Source organism: Clostridium sulfidigenes (assembly GCF_052067195.1).
In the GTDB taxonomy this organism is placed as follows: Bacteria; Bacillota; Clostridia; order Clostridiales; family Clostridiaceae; genus Clostridium_J; species Clostridium_J sulfidigenes.
The window spans coordinates 135,215-159,513 of the sequence record NZ_JBQHQR010000006.1 but is presented as its reverse complement, the minus strand read 5'-3'; the positions used below and the strand labels follow the sequence as shown (position 1 = coordinate 159,513).

Below are 24,299 nucleotides of genomic sequence, written 5' to 3'. Positions count from 1 at the left end.
ATGTTTCTATTGTATATTAATTAGCCTCCAATTTTTATCATAGGAAATATTTAATATTTTAATGAGGCAAATCTCTAAGTTTAAGCTTCTCTATAATATCTTTACCTAGGCTGCTTGTTAAAAATTCATAGGTAGTTAATGGGACTAACTCTCTTACTTCTTCTAGTCTATTTTCTTTAAGTAATTCTCTAACTCTAGACGCACTTATAGCTTTATTTTCTATCTCGCATCTCTCTATAATTTCAACTTCCACACCGTACTTAGGCAATACTTCTCTTAAAGTTTCATTATAAGTATTGGTAACATTGCAGTAAGGTTCACTTCCTACATATCTTTTAGTTATATTTAGTTCCTTACAAAAATATTTTCCAAAGACGTTTCCATCTATTTTAGTATATTCTTTTAGAATGTCGTCATCTTTTCTTAAAAAATAATTTGGAAAAGTAGCTGATGATATAATATAATTCCCACCGGGTATTACAGTTACATTATTAAATTCCTTAACTCCCTCTTTTATTAGTTGAAATCTAACTTGGAATGGAAATGAGGACTTCTCTTCTTCTACCACAAAAATTATAACATTTCTATTTTCCATAGCTGCTTTCTTAACTATATATTTATGTCCTAATGTAAAAGGATTACAGTTCATAATTAACGCAGCATATTGCTCTTCATCCTTTAATTCATAACTCTTCTTTATATTTTTCAACTCGCTATGGATATTTTTATTCCCTGCTTCCAATAAACTAACTTTATCCGTATCAACAATTACCTTATATCCAAGTCCTTGAAACAGAAAATTATTCGAAGGCTTTGTAAAAATAAAGTTATGGTATATGCCTTCTTCAAAGAGTTTATTAGTGATATCAGTAATAAGTATATTTGATATACCTTGACCTTGATGATCCTCACTTACGGCAAAACATTTAACGATATTATTTTTCTTAGAACAGGTAGCTATTATTTCTCCCTCTTCCTCTATTATTAAAGTATAATCTACATCTTCATATTTAAGGGCAAATCCCCTTAAAAATTCCTCAACCCTATTTACTTCTATTTTAGAATTAAGATTTATTTTTTGAGTGTTATAATACATTTCTTCACCTCATTTAATAAATTACATCCTATCTTAATTTTATAAGTTAAAGTATTTTCTTACAAAGGATATTATTAGTAATGCAATAATTACAATAATTACTGAAAACACAGCATCAAATCCACTTTTAAATTCATATTTCTTTTTTCCTTTAGATATTTCTTCTGCTTCACTAAACATTCCTTCTGCATGAGCTTCTTGTAAAATTTCTTTATTTGTTTTTCTATTTTTCTTTTTACTCATATCTTTCACTCCATTATAAGTTTATAACTATTAGGATACTTACATTGTATCATAATATAAAAAGAGTGTTGACAGCAACACTCTTTTTATATTTATTTTCAAAATCTGATTTTAGAAGAACATACCAAAGGCTATACTTGCTAATATCAGCATTATTCCTCCACCAAGACGAGAAGAAATTTGTGCAAAGGACATTAAATCCATACGTTTTGCTGCTGTAAGAACCGCAACGTCTCCTGAACCTCCACGGTTTGCCATACATAATCCAGCTGAAATTGCTGTCTCTATTGGGTAGAATCCTACTAACCACCCTACAATTCCTGATCCAAGAATTGCTCCTAAAACTATTAGTCCTGCTATAACAACGTTAGCTATACTAAATGCTGCTATAAGTTCTCCCAGATTTGTCATAGCTATACCAACTCCAACCATTACTACTAGTAAGAATTGTTTAGAGAAAAATCCTTGAAGCTTTTTAGCTCCTTCTTTTAATTCTAATGGAATTATATTAGCTACATTAGCTATAGCTACTAAAATAACCATCCACGCAAATCTATGAATATCAATTTTAACATTGATTCCCATTAACGTAAATTCCGGTATAATTACAGTTTTTGATAAAATATTTCCAAGTACATAAAATGCACACGCAAGAATTAGTCCTGCTGCAACTTCTCTAGCTGTAACTTTAACTACTCTAGTTTCTTCTAATTTAGATATATCTTCTGCATTTCTTATTAATTCACCATGTCCATTAAATTTAGCTCCAGCTTTAGTTTCACCCAATTTATTTAATACTGACGCTGCTATTATAGCTATAATATTAGCTATTGTAAGAATTGATAGAGCAAAGGATAACCATGCTGCTGGATCCCCACCAGTAACACTTGAGTAAATTTCACTCATTGGAATTGCTCCTGCTCCAGTACCACCACCCATTATTGGAAGTACATACTTAGTAGCTATTTCTGACATAGGAATACCAAATATAGCTCCACCTAAAGCTCCTAATACAAATGCTGCAATTACTCCACCCAATATTGCTGGAATATATCCAAGGAAAGCTTTCATAAGTAATTTCCTATTAACTGATAATATTGATCCTGTTATAAGTACTGCTATAAATAAGTCTAAGAAATCTGCGGTATCCATGAATATTTTTACAGCTTCAACACTTGCTTCTGGTATTATCCCATAGTAAACTAACGCTGCAGATCCTAGGAAAGCAAGAATTGGACCTCCTCCAACATACTCTTTCCATATTGGAATCCTATCTCCAATCATAGCAAATAGGATACCTACTGAGTATAATAGTGCAAAGGCACCTACAGAGTTTTTAGGTAAAAACCCTTTGATTGCTGCAAAGAAAACTACTACTGCAACTCCTGCAAAAATGTACCACGGCATGCCGTATACTTTAAAGGGACCTTTTTTTTCTTCAATAAGATTTTCTGGCATAATTAATCCTCCTAAAATTAAATTGTATAATTTCATTACTAGGCCTTACTTTTAGTAAGTCCTAATAGGGTTAACAAGTTATTTGTTTAAACCTTTCAAATCAAAGATAATATCTAGCTTACTTTTTAAGCTTTTTAACTACGTCTATAATACTTCCATCTCTGTATTCAATTACTGCTACTACTTCATCAGAGAACTCTAATTCCTTAGGAACTCCTATTAGCTTAACAGCAATTTTTCTTAATTCTTCCATAGTTATTAATGGAAGGCCTGCCTTCTTAAACTTGTTGATTAAATCTTGTCTTCTTGGATTTACAGTTACACCATAATCTGTAACAACTACATCTACTGTACTACCTGGAGTAACAATAGTAGTTACTTTTTCAATTATAGTTGCAATTCTTCCTCTTGTAAGAGGTGCTACTAAAATTGATATTTCAGCATTAGCTGCTGTGTCACTATGTCCACCTGATGCTGCTCTAATAACTCCATCAGAGCCAGAAATAACATTAACATTAAAATCAGTATCTATTTCTAATGCACTTAGGACAACAAAATCTAATTTGTTAACTGCAGCTGATTTATTAAATGGATTAGCATAAAAATCTGCACTAACTTCTATATGTTTTTCATTTTTTCCAATGGACTCCGCAGCCTTTAAATCAAAGCATTGGACATCAAATAGTGTATCACAAAGTCCCTCTTCTAAAAGATCTACCATAGGTCCTGTAATTCCACCTAGGGCATAACTTAATTTAATATCTCTTTTCTTTAATTCTTCTTTAACAAAACGAGTAACTGCTAGAGATGCTCCACCACTACCTGTTTGCATAGAAAATCCATCTACAAATCTTCCAGATGCAAGCATTACATCAAGTACTCTTTTTGCCATTAAAAGCTCTTTAGGATTTGATGTAAATCTAGTTGCTCCAGACATTATCCCCTTTGAATCACCAATTTCATCAACTACAACTACATAGTCAACTTTAGTTTGTGGAATGCTCTGTGGGAAGTTGGGATAATCAACTAAAGTATCTGTTACTACAACTACCTTATTAGCATACTCTGCATCTACCTTTGCATAACCCAAAGATCCACATATGGATTTTCCTTTTACGCCGTTGGCATTTCCCATGCAGTCAGCAGATGGAGCTGCTATAAATGATACATCTATTTTCAAATCTCCTTCTACAATAGCCCTAGCTCTTCCACCATGAGAACGAATAACTGCTGGATGCTTACCTAAAATTCCTTCAGATATTGCAGCTGCAAGTTTTCCTCTAAGACCACTGCTTTCAATTCTATTTACAACACCATTTTCTATATGTGCTACAAGTCCATCATGAGCACTTGTTAAAGAACTTGATGCTACTCTTAAATTTTTAATACCCATTTCTGCCAATGTATCTACTACCATCATTAAAAGCTTATCTCCAGCTCTAAAGTGATGATGGAAAGAAATAGTCATCCCATCTTTAATTTCACATTTTTCTATAGCAACTCTTATAGATTCTACTACTTTAGTTCTCTTTACTTGCTCTTTTAAATTTTCACTATCACTTTCAACCATAGTTCCCTTTGGTTGATTAATAAAGGGAGTTTCATAAACCTTTCTATTCTCATATCCCGGTATGCTATTTAATAATTCTTTGCTTACTCTATTATTCATTATCTTCACCTCCAACTAAAACCCCCGCTGCTTTAGCAAGTTCTAAAACTCTTTGAGCTCTCTCTATAATTGGTTTATCTACCATTTTACCGTCTACAGTAAATACTCCCTTATTTTCACGTAAAGCTTCTGCTGTAGCATCGACTATCTTTTTAGCTTTAACTATTTCTTTTTCACTAGGAGTATATACACTGTGTATAAGCTCCACTTGTCTTGGGTGAATTAATGACTTACCGCCAAATCCCATTCTCTTAATAAGATTAGCTTCTTTTAGGAATCCTTCATCGTTATTTACATCTGAATAAACGGTATCTAACACTTCAAGTCCACAAGCTCTTCCTGCCATAGCAATCATTCCTCTTGCCACATAAAGCTCATCTCCCTCTGGAGTTCTTGTTGTCTTCATACTAGTTACAAAATCCTCACCACTTAAAGCCATACCTATTAACCTTTTAGTTGGAGATTTTGCTATTTCAAAGGCATGCATAACTCCTAAAGCCGATTCAATGGCTACCATTATCTTTGTTGAACCAATTTCTCTTCCACAAGCCTTCTCTATTTTTTCTATTTCTCTATCTACAGTCATAACATCTTCTACAGTTTCAGTTTTAGGAATTCTTACAACTTCAACTCCACCTGTAACTATTGCTGCTAAATCTTCTTGCCAAAATTCTGTATCTAAACCATTGATACGAACCACCGTTTCTATACCTAGTTCTTTATAGTAATCTCCTAGATTTTTTAACATATTGTGAACTAAAAATCTTGCAGAATCCTTTTCTGATATAGCAATTGCATCTTCTAAGTCAAACATTACTGAATCAGGTTTGTATATGTGTACATCTCTTATGATTCCTGGATTATTTCCAGGAACAAATAGCATCGAACGTCTTAGTTTCATCTTAATCTCCCCTTACATCCATTTATATTCCTTGTTTTCAGCTGATCTATGAACTGCAGTCTGAACTCTACTTTTTATTACAGGGTTGATTGCACCTTTATCATTAGCAAACACCTTTGCACTTTCTACCCCCAAGGATTTAAGAGTTTCTTTGATAACTGCTTCTATTTCTTCTCCAAATTGTGCTTTAACAGTACTTTCTAGAGTAATTTCTATTCCAGCAGTTGAGGGTTCAATTATAATTTGAATATCACTGGATTCCAATGTGCCAGCACTAGCTACTGTTTTAAGTTCCATATTTACGCCTCCTGATTAAAAATATTCAATAGTTTTGTATCCCTTTTCATACTTTAAATACTTTTTGTATACATCTTGTTTATAGTGTATACAATTCATTTGTAAAAATCAATAGAAAATTGAATATTTTTTAAAAAATTTTCGTAATTTTAAACTTGCTATAAAGCATAAAAAAAGAATTGTTAATACAATTTTAGTATTAACAATTCTTTATGTTTTATAGTTAATCGTTTATAAACTACTATTTAACCACTGCATTTTGAAAAGATTTTTTAGCACGTGTAACATGAGCTCTTGCTCTTTCTTCAGCAAGTTGCTCATCTCCAACTTCTATAGCATCTACAATTTCTATATGCTCTTTAAGTGCATCTAATTTCCTTTCTTTTGTCATTAAACTAATCTTTCTTAGGCTCTGTAAGTATTCATATATATATTCCATTTGTGATATCAGCCTTTTATTATGACAAGCATCTAAAATTATTTTATTAAATCTATTGTGAACTTCTACATATTCCTTTTCTTCATTAGTATCAATAAGTTTTTTCATATTTTCTATGATTTCTCTCAATTCTCTTATTTCAATTCGAGAAATATGCATACATGCTCCCCTTACTGCAAGGCCCTCTAAAACTTCCCGAATATCATATATCTCTATAGCATCCTCAATACAAATCCCCTTGACTATAGTGCCTTTTCTAGGGATATTCACAGCCAAGCCTTCACTTTCTAACTGTCTTAGTGCCTCTCTAACTGGGGTTCTACTGACACCCATAGCTGTAGCAATATTATTTTCTATTAATCTATCTCCCGGGTTTATATCTCCTGTAAATATAGCTGTTCGAAGCTCTTTAAGAACTATTTCTCTTATAGATTTTTCTTTTCCATCATCTAAATTCTTTAAAATACTACTCATAAATATCTACATCCTTAATAAAATAATTTGTGACTATACTACACATACTTTATTTTAATTATAAATTTTCATTACAAATAAAATCATTCCAATTAATATTTTAACTATACAAAAATATTAATTATATACATAAATATTACATACCTTTAACCCTTTGTCAAATTAAATCAAGTGTAATACTTAAGCATATAAAGTAATTATTATTTTTAAAGGATTAGATTCTTAATTTGAAGCATCCGTTTGCTTTGGTTGATTATATTTATTAATCTGTCTTTGATTCAAAAGGTGAGATAATTCTTCCTCAGATATATCTCCAAAATTTTTAAATTCGTAGTCATTATCCTTAAAATATTTTATTATAGAAGGAAGCGCCTTAGGTGTAGTAGAATTTGAGGCACCATCATGCATGAGTACTATAGCAGTATTGGGATCTATAAAAGTTTTTTTAAGCTCCTTTTTAAAGGTAGATAAAAGTTTTTCTACAGGTACATTTGTAGAAAGAGCATCCTCAATAGATATATTCCAATCCACATAGTACAATCCCTCATCACATAATTCATTTCTAATAGCTCTAACAGTTCCCTTATCTCCAATGGTAGTGCTAGACCCTCCAGGCATTCTCATGAATTTTGAAGGTTCATGACCAAGGACATCTGTGATAGCTTTATTAGCTTTATTATAATCTTCCCAATATTCTTCCTTACTTGAATAGATGCAGTTCTTATGATTATAAGTATGTATACATATTTCATGTCCTTGTCCTTCAACTTGCTTTAATATATCAGAATTTTCTTTAGCTAGTTCTCCTATAACAAAAAACGTAGCTTTAACATTTTCTTCTTCTAAAATCTTCAGTATCTTTAAAGTATTATTGGTAGGTCCATCATCAAAAGTTAGATATACTATTTTTTTTAAGTATTCCTTGTCAGTACATTTCCTATTGTCTTCAGCTAAAGCTAAATTGAAAGTACAAAATATACATATAAGTATAAGTACAACCACAGAAGAATATTTTAATTTTTTCATTACTAATCCTCCTTATATAAATAGTTAATTATCTTAATATATATTGTGCTCTTATTTATATAGGTATACTATTATTTTAAAGGTTAAATTAACAAAAAGAGGTTGTCTCAAATTTATTATGAAACAACCTTTGTTAAAAATAATTTTTATCTATTTTATATAATTAGCTTTAGTAATAGTTTTTATATTCTCACACATTTCTTTTAAATATTCGTAGTTAGCTATATCAAAGTCAATCTCTTTTGGATTTAGAGGACTTCCAAAGTAAACTTCTGGATTGCATTGGGTTGAATGATCTTTTCTTCTAGTAAAAGAAGCTACATGAAGCTGATTAAACTTCAAAGTTTCGATCATCCATTTTACATTATGAGGTCTTACCCCCCCTGGAAGTATTTCAATTTTTCCCTTACTATACTTTATCAACTCTTTTAAAAGTTCTGCTCCATCTTCCACTGTGTTTTTTTGTCCCTTAGTAAGAATTCTTTTTACACCTAAATCAACTAAGGTATCCAATACTTTAAAGGGGTCTTTCACTACATCAAAGGCACGATGGAATACAGCTTCCCTATCTCCTATAATATCCATAAATCTTTTGCATAATTCTACATCAAGAGTACCATCTTCCCTCAATGCTCCAAATACTATACCATCAGCACCAGCTTTAATTGCTGCTTTCATATCTCGTTCCATGGTTTTAATTTCATATTCAGAATAACAAAATCCAGCTCCTCTCGGTCTTATCATTACCATAATAGGAATATCTACTGATTTTTTAGCTTCTTCAATAGTACCTATTGATGGTGTTATCCCCCCCAAAAACATATTTGAATTTAACTCTACCCTATGAGCTCCAGCTTTTTTAGCTATTATAACATCTTCTAGTGAACCACAACATATCTCAACTAAAACCTTTTCTTTCATTATCAATTACCCCCATACTAACCTTTTAATATGTAATCTACTTCCTGCAAATAATTGCATATTAATATATAACTATCTAAGTAAACTTAATATTAAAAATAGGTTGATCTGCTATAGCTTAAATCTTACAATACTTTCTCCTACTTCTTTATTATTATCATTAACAATAACCCTTGGAAATACCCTTTTTAGTCTATCTATAGTATCTTTATTTTTATAATTAATCTGCTCTAATATAGACGCTACAATTAGCGGCCATTCTTCCTCTGATCCGTCTATTATCTTAATTGAAAATCCAAGTCTTTCATCTCTAAGTCCAAAACAATATACTCCTTTTGCTCCACCCTTTGCAACTATATTATCATCCATTAAAAGTAATGAACATATTAAATCAGTACCGGAAACCATCTCATAATTTTCATTCATTAGTTTAGTAAGCTTTATTACAGCATCTCGTGTTAACTCATCTCCAATAGTGTCAGGACATGCCATCTTCATATAAGCCATAGCTAAATTTTTCATAGGCATTGCAAATACAGGAACTCCACATCCATCTGTACCAATTTTTATCTGTTCTCTTGGATATCCAGATATCATTGAAATGTGGGAAAGAATTTCCTGCTGAGCTGGACTATTAATGTTCCAATATTCCCTTTTATCACAGTTCATATCAGTACATAAAGTCAAAATTCCCATATGTTTTCCTGAACAGTTATGATAAATTCGTCTCTTTTCTCCACCACTTCTTAGTATTTCTTCTTTAGCATTCATTGATAATGGATATGTAGGTAAACATATAAGTTCATCTTCATCTATCTTGACTTTATCCATTATAGATTCTAATGCCGTAACATGAAATGGTTCTGCCCTATGAGAGCCTGTCATAACTGTAATTTCTTTATCACTAAGATTATACTTTGTATCAATGCCTCTCTTTATTAATGGAATAGCTTGTATTGGTTTTGCTGATGATCTCATAAAAGTTACAAATCCAGGATCACCTATAGAGTAAACAACCTGTCCATCTTCATTTACACAACATATATATCCTCTATGTACACATTCTAAAAGTTCTCCTCTATATTCTTCAATTAAAATCTCATCCATAATAACATTCATTCCTTTCGCTGTGCTCAATGCACAAAATTTTATGAAAGTGACTAACTTCTAAAACACTATCAATAATATAGACAAGTATAAAACAATACTATATATTAAATACACATAGGATATTATTTATCCCATGTGTATATTTTAACATTAATTCTGATTTCATCCCATAGATTCCTTTATTTTGCCTCTTTCAATTCTCTACAATCCTTATGATGAATTATATTTTTCTCCCAGGCTCCTTTTCGATACATTATATACCCAAAAATACATATTATAAGATTGCTAAAACTCATAGAAAACCATATGCCTACAGAACCTATATTTGTAAAATTCTTGAATAGTAATATCATAGGAAGTCTCACAAACCAAAGTCTTCCCACTTCCATCTCCATAGAATATTTAGTATGACCTGATCCCTGAAATACCCCTTGCAATACACTGAATATACCCATAAGTGGCATAGACCATGCTATATATTGCAAATATGTTATCCCCTCTGAAATTACCATCATGTCGTCCTTAGACTGCATAAAGAAACCTATAATTTGTTTGTCAAAAGCTAATAAGACAATTAATCCTAAGACAGAAAAACTGATAGTAAGCTTTATGGCTTTTACAAAGGCTTCCTTGGCTCTTTTTAGTTGGTTACACCCTAGATTTTGACCTATAATAGACGTAAGGGCTGCTCCGATTCCCATGGCTGGTTGAATTACAAGAGATGTAATTCTATTTACCATAGCAAAAGCTGCTAGTGTAGCTGTGCCATAGGATACTATAAAACCATTTAAAGCCATAAATCCTAAGGCTGAACCAGATTGTCCAATAGAAGATGGAAGGGCAACTGATATGATTTTCTTAATTATTTCTCTATCAAATCTAAAGTTCTTAAAAGAAGGTCTTACCTTAGATGATCTTCTCATCAATACATAAATTCCAGCTATTGCTAAAACAGCCTTTGACAATAGAGTTGCTATAGCTGCTCCTGCGATTCCCATATTAAATGTAAAAATAAATATTGGATCTAAAATCATATTAAGAACTGCACTAATTGCACTAAGGACAGTTGGAAATACTGTATTTCCCTCTGCATTCATTATCGAGTTAAAGTTAAAAAATAAAAACATAAAAGGCATATCTAAGAAGGTAATTCTTAGATATATTATACTATTTCTTGCGAGTTCCCCTGTACCCCCCATTACTCTTACAACAAAGGGAGATATTATATATCCTACTATAGCAAATAGTATTGAAGATAAAAAAGATACTACCAAAAGCTGACTTGCATACTTATTAGCCTCTTCATATTTATCAGCTCCTATAAACTGAGAAATGATAGATGTACCTGCTATAGATAAGCCCATTCCGATAGATATAAATAAAAAATTAACTGGCCAAACAAACCCTGTAGCTGCAAATTCTACTGATCCAATTTTACTTACCCATAATCCATCAACTAAATTATATAGTGTTTGTATTAAATTATTTATCATAATAGGAATTGCTAAGACACCTATTACTTTGTATAAGTTATCATTCAAAATAAAATTTCTTTTATTCTTAACCATGTTCCCTCCTAAATCACATTTAAATTTCTTATTACTACTATATATATTATATACCATAGATACTATAAATTTCTATAAAAAATTTAGGATGTCGAAATATATTTTTTTCTAAATAAAACAGTGTATATTTCATGATTTTAAATTCATCATCATATACACTGTTCATTTATTTTTATTTATACTATTTTACATATTATAAAATAAATTTTGTGAAGGATACTCAGCATCACAAGTAACATCTATTCCCAGTTTTCTAAATATTTGCTCGTCACCAGTACTTAGAATAGTAGTAGAGTGAGCTTGACACCCTTTAAGCTTTATAAGTTTTTCTAAAGCAACTTGAGCCATAGGATTAGTAGCAGCACAAATGCTAAGGGCAATCAGTATTTCTTCTGAATTTAAAGATGTATTATTACTTCCTAAAGCATTGGTTTTCAAACTTTTTATAGGTTCTAATACCACTGGTGAAATTAAATGAATCTCATCAGATATGTTAGCTAGGTACTTTACTGCATTTAAAATAGCTGCTGAAGATGCATCCATTAGCTCTGAACTTCTACCTGTTAAAACAGTACCATCTTCAAGTTCTAGGGCTACTACAGGGCAGGCATCATTTTTGTTTGCTTCTAATTTAAGCTTACTAGAATATTCTCTAGCAGGAATGACTACTTTTCTATCCTCTGGTTTAAGATTTAAACTTTCCATAATTATTTTAATTCTTTGAAAAACCTCTGCATCTACATATCCTTTTTTATATTCAACACTAGTTTTAAAGTATCTTCTAATTATCTCCTGTATAGAAGCTTCCTTAACAACTTCATCATCAGTAATTCCAAATCCTACTCTATTAACTCCCATATCTGTTGGTGATTTATATATAGATTCTTTTCCAGTTATCTTCTCAATAATCCTCTTTATAACTGGGAACATCTCAATGTCTCTATTATAGTTTACTGCAACCTCATTGTATGCATCAAAGTGAAAAGAGTCTATCATATTTACATCTTTAAGATCAACAGTAGCTGCTTCATAGGCAATATTTAAAGGATGTTTCAAAGGCACATTCCATACAGGGAAAGTTTCGAATTTAGAATATCCAACAGCATTTCCTCTTTTATTCTCATGGTATAATTGATTTAAACAAGTAGCTAATTTTCCACTTCCTGGTCCCGGTGCTGTTACTACTACTATAGGCTTAGTAGTTTCTATATATGGATTCCTTCCATAGCCCTCATCACTTACGATAGTATCAACCTCAGTAGGATAACCTTTAATAGCTTCATGCTTATAAACTTTAATACCTCTACGTTCTAATTTATTTATAAAAATATTAGTAGCTGGTTGACCACTATATCGAGTTATAACCACACTATTTACCTGTAAATCATATCCTCTAAGATCATCAATTAATCTTAGTACATCCATGTCATATGTAATTCCAAAATCGCCTCTTATCTTATTTCTTTCAATATCACCAGCATATACACAGATAATTATTTCTGCCTTTTCTCTAAGCTTATGAAGTAACTTTATTTTTGCATTTTCATCAAAGCCTGGCAAAACTCTTTTAGCATGCATATCAAATAATAGTTTTCCTCCAAACTCTAGATAAAGTTTATCATAATTATTAACTCTCTCTAAAATATATTTTGATTGTTCTTCCAGATATTTTTCGTGATCAAATCCAATTTTCATCTTTACACCTCATCCTAATAATAAAACATACATATTATTATTACATATTTTCATCATTAGTAAAACCTAAATTAAAAATTTTTAATTTTTTTGTTAATTCTAAATTTGATGTTTATGATTTATTTCTGGATTTTATGCTTTTAAAATTTCTGCTTTTAACTCCTCCATTAATTCCTTTACTGTAACTATACTTTTTATCCTATGAGCATTGTCTCCACAAAATACTAAAGCTTCATCCATATTTCCCTTAACACCATTTATTAGTGCTTCACTAATGCAATAAGGAGTTTCTTTTGGATTACAGTGAGATATACATCTATAGCATTTTTCCACCTTCAATTTCCCTTTAAAAGTATTCTCTACAAATGGATTACATATAGCTCTTCCTGGTAACCCCACAGGACTATCTACTATAACTATATCATCTTCTTTTGAATCAACATAAGCCTTCTTAAAATTTTCTGATGCATCACATTCTACTGTTGCTACAAATCTAGTTGCCATTTGAACTCCATCTGCACCTAGTTTTAGGTATTTAGCTATATCTTTTCCATCGTATATACCTCCAGCCACTACTACTGGGATTTCCTTATTATACTTTTCTCCATAAATTTTAGTTTCATTAATTATATCTACCACTTCTTTATCAAAAGCTTCTTCAGTCATATTTATATTTTCTTTTTTAAATCCTAAATGTCCTCCTGCTCTTGGTCCTTCAACTATAACCATGTCTGGGGCTACTTTATCATGTCTATCCCAAAGCTTCAAAATAACTTTGGCTGACTTTAAAGAAGATACTATAGGTGCAATTTTTACTGAAAAACCTTTGATTAGTTTTGGTAATTCCATTGGTATTCCAGCTCCTGAAATTATAATATCCGCACCACCTTCTATGGCTGCCTTAACATGCTCTTTATAATTATTCATAGCAACCATTATATTAACTCCAATAACTCCTCCATCAGTAGCTTTTTTTGCTAATAAAATTTGTTTTTTTAAAGCTCTAATGTTAGCAGCTAAATTATTACTTTCAAAGTCCTCTTCATCATATCCTACTTGTGCTGCAGATATAACTCCGATTCCTCCTTCATTAGTCACTGCTGATGCAAGTTTTGATCTAGAAACTCCTATCCCCATTCCACCTTGAATTATAGGCATAGGTACAAATATATTTCCTATCTTAAGACCTTTTATATTCATAAAAACACTACCTTTCAAATTAAGATATTTTACTTTGAATTTCAAATACTTTGATAATCAAAGTTTATTTTATTATAAGCCATTTTAATAATTGATGCAATAAGTATCCTAGTGGAATATATATAATTAACTCATTCTTCATAAAAAATCTACTCTTATATTTATAAAGGAATACAAAAATAAAAGAACTATAACATGAAATCATATGTATAGTTCTTATTCCTAATATTATTCTTTATTTATTGAATTTTACCTTTTAAAATACTAATTATCTTTTTAGAAGTCTCATCTATAAACTTATCCATTTCCTTTTCATTAAGATATATAAAATTCTCCTTAGTTTCTTCATTATCTCCTAAATAATATTCTGTTATATACTTAACTTGCTTCATTAAAGCCCCTTTAGGAAAATAATCTATATAATCCGGTACCTGGTCTATATTTTTGAATATAGTATGAAAAATAAAATTAGGATTTTTTTCTAAGTATAAAAAATCTAATCCATACCAATCCTTTTTTATGGTCCAAATAAAACTTGCATCCTCTTTTAATTTCTTATTATATAAAGCATTTTTCTTTTTTTCATTGAAAAACTTAGACCATTCAATATCTGTAAGCAAGTGTATATAATATCCAAGGACATAAGAATATTTTGAGTATTCCATGAAATTATTTTTTATATACTTATCAAAAAACCTCTCTGCATCTATATTATTTTCTTCATTAATCCAATGAGTAATTTTTTTTGGTGGATTGAAGCTACTCCAATCTTCATTCGGAACTCCAGAATCTGGACCAACATTTCCAAGTATAAATGCTATAGAATCTAAATCATCCATATTCTTCAATATATTTTCTGCAATTCTAAGATGAGCTATCCAAGTTGCCATTAAACCCCTCCTTCTTGTACTATCCTATGACCTCTTGTTCATTAACTATAGTTTTTTTAGACTTTTTGGCTATAGCCATCATAAGACCTAAAGCTATTGATAAGAAAGCCGAAGCAACTACTCTATACTGTGGTGGCATTAAAAATACAAGGGTATGACATGGAATCCAGAAAAATGGAATTGTTTTTAACATACTAAACCCTATGAGCATATTAAAATCAATTTCTTTAACCAAATCATTTATAGTTACCTTTTTCATCCCTCTATATTTAACATCAATATATAAATCACAAAACTTATGAAATAAAAACATAAAGGGTGCAAAAGTAATATTCATCATAGCACTTGTTAAAAATGCATGTCCAAACTTTGAGCCATGGAAAGGTAATCTGCCTATATCTTGTGCAGCTAACACTCCTTCTGAATATAGTGTAAAGGCTAAAGTTATCATCATTCCAATTATTCCCCATATAATTGCTTTAAAAATTAATCCTTTAGTCTTTTGCCACTGTCCATATAAAATTCTAGCTCCCAACATGTCTCCCATGGTAGCTAAAACAAAGAATTTAAAAAAGCCACTTATATATGGATATGCTTGTGTCATAGCCATAAATACTTCTCTAGTTGTTGGAACTACTAAAACTGCAGCCCATAAAAGTAATAAACCTCCCCATAAGTAATCCCCTAATTTCATTTGATTATTCTCCCCTTTTCTACTGTATCTTTTAAAATTTGTTATTTAATAAATATTATAACGTTTTCAATTCCATTTATCTACAATAAATTTTCATTTTTCAGAAACTTTTTATAAGTTGAAAATCTAGCTTAGTTGTGTTACCATATTATTACATTTATATCCATATTTTATATGTTGTTCCATTGAAGTATATTTAATTCTTTAATATAAAAATAAAATCTATAGGAGGACTATATGAATAATTCAATAAAGGATATATATCTTAAATACATTAGAATAAGTAAATTAAATAAATATATAAAATTGGAGTCAAAAGAAGATTTTAGAAATCTCTGGGTAAAAATGAAATGGATTAGTTCTCAATGTAAACCTATTGTTCCTTTTTTTATTTCTACAATAATAATCAATTCTGCTTTATCTTTAATTGGAGTTTATAATGCTATAATATCAAAATCTCTTATAGATGCTGCTATTAGTGGTAAAACTTCAACGGTTATTCAATGGCTCGTTGTAATGGCCACTATAATGTTTGGAAGAATGCTCATATCTCCTATTACCTCATTTATGAGTACTAGGGCATCTACTAAACTCAATCAAGGTATGCAAAGTAAACTTTATACACATCTTATCTATAGTGAATGGATTGAACAATCAAAATTTCACAGTGTTAGCTTGCTTACTAGAATCACATCGGATGTAGGAACAATATCTTCAACAATATTAGGTACTATTCCTAGCATTATATCTTTACTAGTAACCTTTATAGCTTCCTTTTCTACTCTTATTTATTTTGCTCCATCCGTAGCAATTGTAGCAGTAATAGTAGGTCCTATATTACTTTTAATTAGTCGATCCTTTGGTAGAAAATTAAAAAAATTATATAAAGAAATACAAGAAGAAGATATAAAATATCGCTCTTTCATTCAAGAATCCATTCAAAACTTAATGATAGTTAAAACCTTTTGCATGGAGAAACTTAATGTAGATAAACTTCATCTAATACAAAAAAACAAATATGAGTTAGCTATGAAAAATACTAAACTTAGTGTTCTTTCAGGAATGTCCATGGGATTTTGTTCTACCATTGCTTATTTCTCTATATTTTGTTGGGGTGCTTTAAACATTTCAAAAGGATTAGGAACCTATGGAACTTTTACCGCTATGATACAACTCTACAGTAATATTCAAGGTCCTATTTCTGGACTTGCTAACACTTTCCCAGCCCTTATAGGGTGTATCTCAGCTACTGAAAGACTTATGGAGATTGAAGAAATCACTCTTGAAGATGTCAATATCCCAAGCATTCCCGAATCATTTAAGTCTCCCTATATTAAATTTAAAAATGTATCCTTTAGTTATAAGGAAGGAAACCCTGTAATAAATAATGTAACCTTTAACATAGCTCCTGGAGAAATTATAGCCTTAATTGGTCCCTCTGGAGAAGGTAAAACAACCTTAATAAGACTTTTACTATCGCTTATTCATTGTAATGAAGGAGAAATTACCCTAGGAAGCTATAACATAAGAAACAATGATGAAATAGTTTTAAATAGAAATCATAGGGAACTTATTTCTTATGTGCCTCAAGGAAACACTCTCTTTTCTGGAACCATAGAGGATAATCTTCGCTACGGTAAAGATGATGCTAATACAGATGACATTGAAGAAGCCGCAAAAGCAGCTTGTGCCTTGAAGTTTATAAATAAATTAGAAGATAACTTTCATACCTTAATAGGTGAAAAAGGTAGTGGAGTTTCAGAAGGGCAAGCTCAAAGGCTAGCTATAGCAAGAGCTCTTCTAAGAAAAAGACCAATTTTAATCCTAGATGAGGTAACTTCATCTTTAGATGTTGATACAGAACTCAATGTCCTTAAATCAATAAAAGAACTAGACCATAAACCAACCTGTATTATAATAACCCATAGACCTTCTGCATTATCTATCTGTGATAGAATATTAAAACTCGAAAAAGGAACTCTTAAAGAGATTGAGAATAAAGTTATACTAGAAACTGCAGTAAATCAATAAATAAGCCACCTATGAGATCTTTTTTAGGATTTCATAGGTGGCTTTACTCATATTTTACACTAATTCATCTTTTACATCCCAAAGTTGAAAATTTAGCTACCACTGCATATCCACTTCTGTTTTCTCCACCTGTAATAAAGTAAGACCCACATCGTATCCATGCATGTGCTACCATCTCATTTTTTTCATTCTTTTTAACCCCTAGATACATCGTAGTTGGTATTCCCTTTCCTCTCATCATTCTTTGTGCAGTAAGGGCTTTGACAAGACACTTACTTTCCCATGGTGTATATCGCGAAGAATTAATAACTGCCCACCTTATGTCTCTCGCTATTCTATATGAATTTATATCTACCTCACCTGGCGACTCTTCTTTTACATTACCCATTCTCTTCCTAAGTTTATTAAAAGGTACAAAGATTATTAAAATCCTATATATTCCTGTATATATATAAGCTTCTAGAAATCTTAACTTAATACTCCCATCTAAAGTAGCAAAGGTTCTAATCTTTCTAGTTAATACTGATAAGGTCTGCATTTTTAAGTTTTCCTAAAAATTCTACTACATTTTCTTTACACTGATTCTTTTCAACCTGAAACTCTCCAAGCAATGTATTAATAATATTATTAACAGTAGAAGGTTCTTTAATTATCTCCCAAATTCTACTTCCAACCTGATTCATCATAAAATATTGACCTTTTTCTAAATTCATCATAACCACTTCACCATCTAAATCTGTAGCATCAATATCAGAATTTCTTGTAATCTTAGAATTTAGTGTCATCTCCAAGTTTCCATTGATTTCAGCAGATTTAACTTTAAGTTTTTTAATTTCCATATCTCTCATCCTCTCAAATATAATTATAAATTTAGCCCATACAATATTATGATATATATAAATGTAACTATAACTCCAATTATTAATATGAATAAACTTTTAAATTTACATAGCCTTAAACACTGTTTTCTCTTTAAATAAACTCTCAATAATTTCTATTTGATCATCCACTGTGTACTTATCCCTAGGCCTTGTAATTCTATAAAACTTAGCTTTTTTGGCGATTTCTATACAATTTTTGAAATACTTAGGAGTCATACCTCCCATAGATCCTATATATTCAGTTCTATATATATTTTTAATAATCTTATTAAGCTTTTCTCCTCCCCTTATCTCTTCCACTCTCACATTATCAACCTCACCCATATCAAGCTCACAAATTGCTGTTAGTGGAAACTTTTCTTTAGAAAACCCATGAAAATCTGGAACTATATACTTTATCTTTCCATCAGCATGAAAGCAAGAATAAGATTCTTTAACATAATACATGTTCTCTAAAGCATCAAAACATAGTTTATGGTAAGGAAAACCTGGTTCAATGACTATTTTATTATCAAAACTTAATGCAGCTACATCATCTGCTACAAAATTATAGCCTCTTTTTACAAGGGCTGTAGTCAATGTTGACTTTCCAGCCCCCCTTTCTCCTGTAAATATAATAGCCTTTCCATTTATTACAACGGTGCCTCCATGGATAGCTGTTGACTCCCTTTGAAGTAGGAGAAAACCTAAGACACTTCCCATTATATAAACTTTCATAAGGCTTTTGTCACAATCCTCACAGGGATCTACTATCACAGTATTTCCATTTTCAATACAATAAGTAGCCACATGTTCTATATGAAACCAAACATGATCCTTTGTTACATGAATACTTTTTCCCTCTTTAATTTCTTCTAAAATGTTATTGGGAGTTTGTCCATATAATATAGTTACAATGTCTTTATCTTTAAAATCTTCATTTCTTTTAGGGAATTCCAGAATTTCTATATTAGAATCTATATTAAGTCCATATACTCTATAGAAATATTTTTTATCTATATACATAATTTCATTGATTCCTTTCTGACATTCAATGTTTCTAATATTTCCTTAAATCAAGATACCTATATCAAGCTTTATTTTGATATAGGTATCTTGGTCAAAAATTATGATTGTTTTGGTGCACTTCCATGATTCTTAGGATGCCATCTATTGTGCTTGTAACACCACACCCAGTCTGGATGGTCAGCAGGTTGAATGTTAGGATTAGTATAATCTTCATTATTAAATTTAATACTCATTGGTTCTTGCCAATTACAAAAATCAATATATTCAGTTTCATTTGTATCATTAGCAGCTAATTGTGATAATATTGGTTTCTTCCACTCTCTTTTCATTTCTTTCCTCCTTCTATTTATACATCGCTCAAATACATATGTTGTTTTATATGTATTATTTTACCATATGATTATTTTAGATTCAATATAAATACTTATCATATAAGTTTAAATTTGTTAAAAATCTATATATGATTTCTATTATTAATTACATGCTTTTTTTATTAATTTATACAATGTAATTAATAAACTATTATTTTTAAATTAAATAACCTAGTATTATTGTTTAATATCTATCAGAATTATATATGTAAATAATTGTGATAGATAATTTACATATATTTCCTCTTATGATAATATATTATGGTAAGGAGGTGAAAAAATGAAACCTTGGAATAAGCCAGAATTAAATAATTTAAGTTTTGCTGAAACTAAAGATATAAATCCCACATATTGGAACCCCTTTGTAGGTGCATGTAAAAATCCTGCTGGTGCAGGCAACGATTGCCCATTAACTTGGGAAAGAGGTTGTAGATATTATGAACTACTTAGCATAGATCTATCTACTGGATATGGAAAATGTACAAAAAAAATTCAACCGACTCCTCCAGATCCTCCAAGTCCAACATCATAAGTTAAACATAAATATAGATAAGAAAGTATATACCTTCTTATCTATATTTTTTATTCGGTATAAATTACAAAATATCGGTTATTCAAACAAACTCTATAATTCCATCCATTTCAGTAATTTATTTTTCTTTACAGAAATAGACGCTCCCTTTATTATAAACTTACTCTTATCAATGAAGGAATATTCTTTTCTAAACAAACCTGCTATTAAATGGTGAACCAATGCTATAGGGATTAATATTCTATATCTCTTCGCATAGTTATATTTATCTGACATATATTCTACCCTAGGGAACATAAAACGTATGTATCTCTTTATGGCTCCTAAAGTGGCATTATTATCTTTACATTCATAGTTAAAAGCAATTTGATTACTGAAGGAATTTAACACATCCTTTTTTCCATAAACTCCACCCTTTAAAATTTCATCTATGAGCAAATTAATATATTTTTCTTGATCTAATTTAATATTTATTAATTCATTAGGAACTTTCATGTGAAATAATCTATTACATAATAAAAAAATAATAATGTTAAACTTGTCAAAACCATATTCCCTAGATTTATCTAGGAAGCTTATCCATGAAATTTCATTTCCTTTATTCTCTACCAATAATACTAAGTCACAAAGCTGTCTCAACCCAAATCCATTGGCAGCTAAATGAGATGCCATATGCATACATAGGTGTAAAGCTAAATCTTCATAGCAAAGAGATCTTACTTCTGAGTCACCTACATTAACTTTTATAGAATTATTCCATATGTCTTCTTCAAATTTATTAATATCACTACTAAATCCATCTCTTTTAACAATATGCCAGTGTACTTCTATAATAGGAAAAGAATAATGATAAAATACTATATGATGAGATGCTACATGATCCTCTAATTGGCTATAGCCCATTTCCAATAAAATACATTTAACTTTTTCTAAATCTTCTTTATGAACTAATATATCTGCATCATTCATATCCCTTTGTTCTGGGTGAGGATAAAAATTCCTTACCACTAGTCCCTTTAATACAATTACAGGAATTTCTTCGTCATCAAACCTACTAAATATTTTAGCTAAATTATATATATTTCTCAGTTGTTTTGTTCCAGTATGAAATACTGATATCTGAAGCTTTTTTAGCACTTCACAATCTAGCTGTGAAATCATATCTTTTTTACTTAAAGAAGAATAAATTATTCCCTCCACTTTATGTAATTGGGCTATAGTTAATATTTTATCCCAATTAACGTTATTAGATAATCTATATGTTGTTTTTCCCCTGATTGAATGAGACAATAATTCTATGAATTGACTCTGTGTATTGTCCATAACTACACTCCTAACTACATTAAATTTACGACCTTTACAATTCACCTCTACCTTGAATTTATGTTAATATATGTATTACATAACAATTGTAACACATTTATTCTTTATGGTCAGATATTTCCCTCTAAAAAAAGTTACCCAACCTTAGTTGAATAACTCTAAATTTAATTTATAAAATATAATATATCTGAAATATTTCTCTCTCCATTAAAATCTGAAGGTTCATTTATAACTTCACCATTAAAATATAAAGTAGAGGAGCCTCCGCCATCTAGGTTATACGCAAAGTTACAACCTATCTTTTGAAATTCAATTGCTAAATCATAACAACTCATGCCTTGTGACTTAGTGCTTCTTCCATCAACTACAATTATTACATATTCTAATGATCCTTTTTGACCAATAGCTGTGCGTGGTTGCATATCTTCCTTATACCATGTATCTCCATAATCAACAATGTTACCATCTTTAATTAGATCTGGACCAAAGTCATAGGTATGCCTTGCACCTAAACTCAATAATTCTTCTGCATTCTTCTTTCCATACTCATATATTTTAAAGTTTCCTTCCTTATCTATAACCAATGGCGCACAATCTAAATCCGTGCCTCTGTATACCACTCCATCTCTAATTACATATCCTGATGTATTAAATCCACAAGCTGCACCATTAATAGCAAGAATAGCATTATGCCTGTTGGCTATAGAAGATGTTTTCTCTTTTATATTTAAGGAAAAAATGTCTCCTGAAAAGGCAGAATTAAGCTGACTTTGATTTTTTATTTTTACTGTTGTAATCCAATACCTAAGGTTTGGATTAACTTTTACTATAGGTTCAATTGTGACCATCATTGTAGGTGACCCATACTTTCTAATCCCTGTTTCATTATCTATTTTAACATAGGTATCAGATGGAAATTCATCCAGCTCTACCTGAGAAATAACTTCACTATTTAATGGAGTATAATTATATAAACTAGCAACTAAAAATAGTAATATACCTATTAAAATAGCAGATAATATTATTATAATAATTTTTCCAACATCTAGATTACTTAATAATTTTGAGTTCCTCTCATTCATAATATCTCCCCTTGTAATACTTACCTAATATAAATATGTGCAATTATTATTAATTATAAACAAAAGGACCAATTAATTTAAAACTAATTAGTCCTTTTATTTATATTATTTTAGTTATTTTTTCATTTATATTACTAACTTTCTTAACCTCAGGTAATGATATATGCCCCCACCAACGATGAGTCCATGCTATTTTCTCTATTTCACTTTCTTCAGGTATAATTTCAAAATTCAATGCTCTTTCTACTCTATCAACGTCGGTATATGAACCATATTCATTCATTTGTGTTAATAGTAATATAGCACTATATTTTCCTGGAGCTAGTGTACTTATATCCAAATTAAATATATCATCATACATGATGCCTGATTTTGCATTTACAAAGGGCTTGGAATAGCTTACACCAACTGGTGTATTATCTGAAAATAAGACTTCAACTCTCAGTCTTAAATTAAACAAATCTTTACCAGCTTTCCATTTCATTTTAAAGGTAATAGGTTCTTTAGAAGTAAATATACAATCTTTATTATTTAGTATTTGCGTACTTATAATAGTGGCACTTTGCATAATATGTGATTGCCTTTTTTGGTTTTCAAGATTCATTAATGGGGTAGTATTAAAATTATTATTCATATAAACTTTTATTCCATCATCTACATCACCATCAAAGATAATTTTTCCATGGTCTAAAACTATTACCCTACTACAAAGCTGTTCTATTGTCCTCATACTATGACTTACATAAAGTATTGTTCTTCCCCCATCTGCTATATCCTCCATCTTTCCAAGACATTTTTCTTGAAATCTCATGTCCCCTACCGCTAATACTTCATCAACTATGAGAATATCTGGATCAAGGTGAGCTGCTACTGCAAATGCAAGCTTTACATGCATTCCACTTGAATATCTTTTTACTGGTGTATCAAGAAATTCACCTATTTCTGAAAATTCTACTATATCCTTAAACTTAGCCTCTATCTCTTTTTTTTTCATACCTAAGATAGACCCATTTAAATAAATATTTTCTCTTCCTGTTAATTCTTGATTGAATCCTGTTCCAATTTCTAAGAGAGAAGAAATCCTACCCTTTATTTTAATTTCTCCCTCCGTTGGAAGTGTAATTCTAGAAAAAATTTTTAAAATGGTAGATTTTCCAGCTCCATTATGCCCAATTATTCCAATTCTTTCACCTCTATTAACGGTAAAATTAATATCTTTCAATGCCCAAAATTCATTACCAGATGACATTTTATTCTTCTTACTAAATGCTCCTTTAATAGAGTTTAAAAGAACAGCTATAAAAGTATCACTTTTATCTTGATTAGATAACAACCTATATTTTTTGCCAATCCCTTCAACCCTTAAAACTTCCTGACCCATATAAATCCT

At 30.4% G+C, this 24,299-nt stretch carries 24 protein-coding genes; 2 read left to right on the top strand and 22 right to left on the bottom strand.

Annotated features, from left to right (window positions below; genetic code table 11):
- Positions 1–58: 58 nt before the first annotated feature.
- From citC to ACTNBA_RS09080, 15 genes are all read right to left on the bottom strand, one after another.
- The gene (gene citC / locus ACTNBA_RS09150; protein ID WP_441073558.1) at positions 59–1,096 is read right to left on the bottom strand and encodes a [citrate (pro-3S)-lyase] ligase; all 1,038 of its coding nucleotides are present in this window, start codon (positions 1,094–1,096) and stop codon (positions 59–61) included.
- 39 nt (positions 1,097–1,135) lie between these two features.
- Positions 1,136–1,339: a hypothetical protein gene (locus ACTNBA_RS09145; RefSeq protein ID WP_035133557.1), complete on the bottom strand. Its 204-nt coding sequence runs from the start codon at positions 1,337–1,339 to the stop codon at positions 1,136–1,138.
- Positions 1,340–1,450: 111 nt separating this feature from the next.
- On the bottom strand, positions 1,451–2,797 hold the full coding sequence (gene citS / locus ACTNBA_RS09140) for a citrate/sodium symporter CitS (RefSeq protein ID WP_441073556.1): 1,347 nt from the start codon (positions 2,795–2,797) through the stop codon (positions 1,451–1,453).
- 118 nt (positions 2,798–2,915) lie between these two features.
- Positions 2,916–4,466 carry a citrate lyase subunit alpha gene (gene citF / locus ACTNBA_RS09135; RefSeq protein ID WP_441073553.1) on the bottom strand — a complete coding sequence of 517 codons (1,551 nt, stop codon included), beginning with the start codon at positions 4,464–4,466 and terminating at the stop codon, positions 2,916–2,918.
- Positions 4,459–5,367, bottom strand: coding sequence for an aldolase/citrate lyase family protein (locus tag ACTNBA_RS09130; RefSeq protein ID WP_150842466.1), 909 nt, complete (start codon positions 5,365–5,367; stop codon positions 4,459–4,461). The genes citF and ACTNBA_RS09130 overlap by 8 nt, the downstream gene beginning before the upstream one ends.
- A gap of 12 nt (positions 5,368–5,379) precedes the next feature.
- Positions 5,380–5,664: a citrate lyase acyl carrier protein gene (citD, locus tag ACTNBA_RS09125; RefSeq protein ID WP_035133566.1), complete on the bottom strand. Its 285-nt coding sequence runs from the start codon at positions 5,662–5,664 to the stop codon at positions 5,380–5,382.
- Between the two features lie 241 nt (positions 5,665–5,905).
- Complete coding sequence (locus tag ACTNBA_RS09120) at positions 5,906–6,577, bottom strand: GntR family transcriptional regulator (protein WP_441073550.1); 672 nt, start codon at positions 6,575–6,577, stop codon at positions 5,906–5,908.
- Positions 6,578–6,799: 222 nt separating this feature from the next.
- Positions 6,800–7,603 carry a polysaccharide deacetylase family protein gene (locus ACTNBA_RS09115; RefSeq protein ID WP_441073548.1) on the bottom strand — a complete coding sequence of 268 codons (804 nt, stop codon included), beginning with the start codon at positions 7,601–7,603 and terminating at the stop codon, positions 6,800–6,802.
- A gap of 150 nt (positions 7,604–7,753) precedes the next feature.
- Positions 7,754–8,524 (bottom strand): copper homeostasis protein CutC, encoded by a 771-nt coding sequence (locus ACTNBA_RS09110; protein ID WP_441073547.1) that lies wholly within the window; start codon positions 8,522–8,524, stop codon positions 7,754–7,756.
- Positions 8,525–8,635: 111 nt separating this feature from the next.
- A complete protein-coding gene (locus tag ACTNBA_RS09105) occupies positions 8,636–9,631 on the bottom strand; it encodes an asparaginase (protein WP_441073545.1) in 996 nt (331 codons plus the stop codon).
- 182 nt (positions 9,632–9,813) lie between these two features.
- Positions 9,814–11,202 carry an MATE family efflux transporter gene (locus tag ACTNBA_RS09100; RefSeq protein ID WP_441073543.1) on the bottom strand — a complete coding sequence of 463 codons (1,389 nt, stop codon included), beginning with the start codon at positions 11,200–11,202 and terminating at the stop codon, positions 9,814–9,816.
- Between the two features lie 186 nt (positions 11,203–11,388).
- On the bottom strand, positions 11,389–12,897 hold the full coding sequence (locus ACTNBA_RS09095) for a DUF1846 domain-containing protein (protein WP_150842459.1): 1,509 nt from the start codon (positions 12,895–12,897) through the stop codon (positions 11,389–11,391).
- Positions 12,898–13,029: 132 nt separating this feature from the next.
- Positions 13,030–14,097, bottom strand: a complete 1,068-nt coding sequence (locus ACTNBA_RS09090) for an NAD(P)H-dependent flavin oxidoreductase (RefSeq protein ID WP_346876924.1) — start codon at positions 14,095–14,097, stop codon at positions 13,030–13,032.
- 239 nt (positions 14,098–14,336) lie between these two features.
- On the bottom strand, positions 14,337–14,987 hold the full coding sequence (locus tag ACTNBA_RS09085; protein ID WP_441073540.1) for a zinc dependent phospholipase C family protein: 651 nt from the start codon (positions 14,985–14,987) through the stop codon (positions 14,337–14,339).
- A 19-nt stretch (positions 14,988–15,006) separates the two neighbouring features.
- Positions 15,007–15,681 carry a hypothetical protein gene (locus ACTNBA_RS09080; protein ID WP_441073539.1) on the bottom strand — a complete coding sequence of 225 codons (675 nt, stop codon included), beginning with the start codon at positions 15,679–15,681 and terminating at the stop codon, positions 15,007–15,009.
- 237 nt (positions 15,682–15,918) lie between these two features.
- On the opposite strand from ACTNBA_RS09080, the gene ACTNBA_RS09075 reads away from it, so the two are divergent.
- Positions 15,919–17,712 (top strand): ABC transporter ATP-binding protein, encoded by a 1,794-nt coding sequence (locus ACTNBA_RS09075; protein WP_441073537.1) that lies wholly within the window; start codon positions 15,919–15,921, stop codon positions 17,710–17,712.
- A gap of 64 nt (positions 17,713–17,776) precedes the next feature.
- On the opposite strand, the gene ACTNBA_RS09070 is transcribed toward ACTNBA_RS09075, so the two are convergent.
- The 4 genes from ACTNBA_RS09070 to ACTNBA_RS09055 all read right to left on the bottom strand — a co-directional run bounded on the left by ACTNBA_RS09070 (position 17,777) and on the right by ACTNBA_RS09055 (position 19,930).
- Positions 17,777–18,250: a lasso peptide biosynthesis B2 protein gene (locus ACTNBA_RS09070; RefSeq protein WP_441073535.1), complete on the bottom strand. Its 474-nt coding sequence runs from the start codon at positions 18,248–18,250 to the stop codon at positions 17,777–17,779.
- Positions 18,225–18,551 (bottom strand): lasso peptide biosynthesis PqqD family chaperone, encoded by a 327-nt coding sequence (locus ACTNBA_RS09065; RefSeq protein ID WP_441073532.1) that lies wholly within the window; start codon positions 18,549–18,551, stop codon positions 18,225–18,227. Before ACTNBA_RS09065 ends, ACTNBA_RS09070 begins: the two co-directional genes overlap by 26 nt.
- Before the next feature lie 105 nt (positions 18,552–18,656).
- On the bottom strand, positions 18,657–19,598 hold the full coding sequence (locus tag ACTNBA_RS09060; protein WP_441073530.1) for an HPr kinase/phosphorylase: 942 nt from the start codon (positions 19,596–19,598) through the stop codon (positions 18,657–18,659).
- A 101-nt stretch (positions 19,599–19,699) separates the two neighbouring features.
- Positions 19,700–19,930 carry a hypothetical protein gene (locus ACTNBA_RS09055; RefSeq protein ID WP_441073529.1) on the bottom strand — a complete coding sequence of 77 codons (231 nt, stop codon included), beginning with the start codon at positions 19,928–19,930 and terminating at the stop codon, positions 19,700–19,702.
- 322 nt (positions 19,931–20,252) lie between these two features.
- On the opposite strand from ACTNBA_RS09055, the gene ACTNBA_RS09050 reads away from it, so the two are divergent.
- Entirely contained in the window at positions 20,253–20,504 is a 252-nt protein-coding gene (locus ACTNBA_RS09050; protein ID WP_441073528.1) for a hypothetical protein, read from the top strand.
- A 93-nt stretch (positions 20,505–20,597) separates the two neighbouring features.
- Here the strand turns inward: ACTNBA_RS09050 and ACTNBA_RS09045 are convergent, their stop codons facing one another.
- The 3 genes from ACTNBA_RS09045 to ACTNBA_RS09035 all read right to left on the bottom strand — a co-directional run bounded on the left by ACTNBA_RS09045 (position 20,598) and on the right by ACTNBA_RS09035 (position 24,290).
- Positions 20,598–21,827 carry a nucleotidyltransferase domain-containing protein gene (locus ACTNBA_RS09045; RefSeq protein ID WP_441073527.1) on the bottom strand — a complete coding sequence of 410 codons (1,230 nt, stop codon included), beginning with the start codon at positions 21,825–21,827 and terminating at the stop codon, positions 20,598–20,600.
- A 164-nt stretch (positions 21,828–21,991) separates the two neighbouring features.
- Positions 21,992–22,909: a phosphodiester glycosidase family protein gene (locus tag ACTNBA_RS09040; protein ID WP_441073525.1), complete on the bottom strand. Its 918-nt coding sequence runs from the start codon at positions 22,907–22,909 to the stop codon at positions 21,992–21,994.
- 100 nt (positions 22,910–23,009) lie between these two features.
- On the bottom strand, positions 23,010–24,290 hold the full coding sequence (locus ACTNBA_RS09035; RefSeq protein ID WP_441073524.1) for an ABC transporter ATP-binding protein: 1,281 nt from the start codon (positions 24,288–24,290) through the stop codon (positions 23,010–23,012).
- Positions 24,291–24,299: the final 9 nt, after the last annotated feature.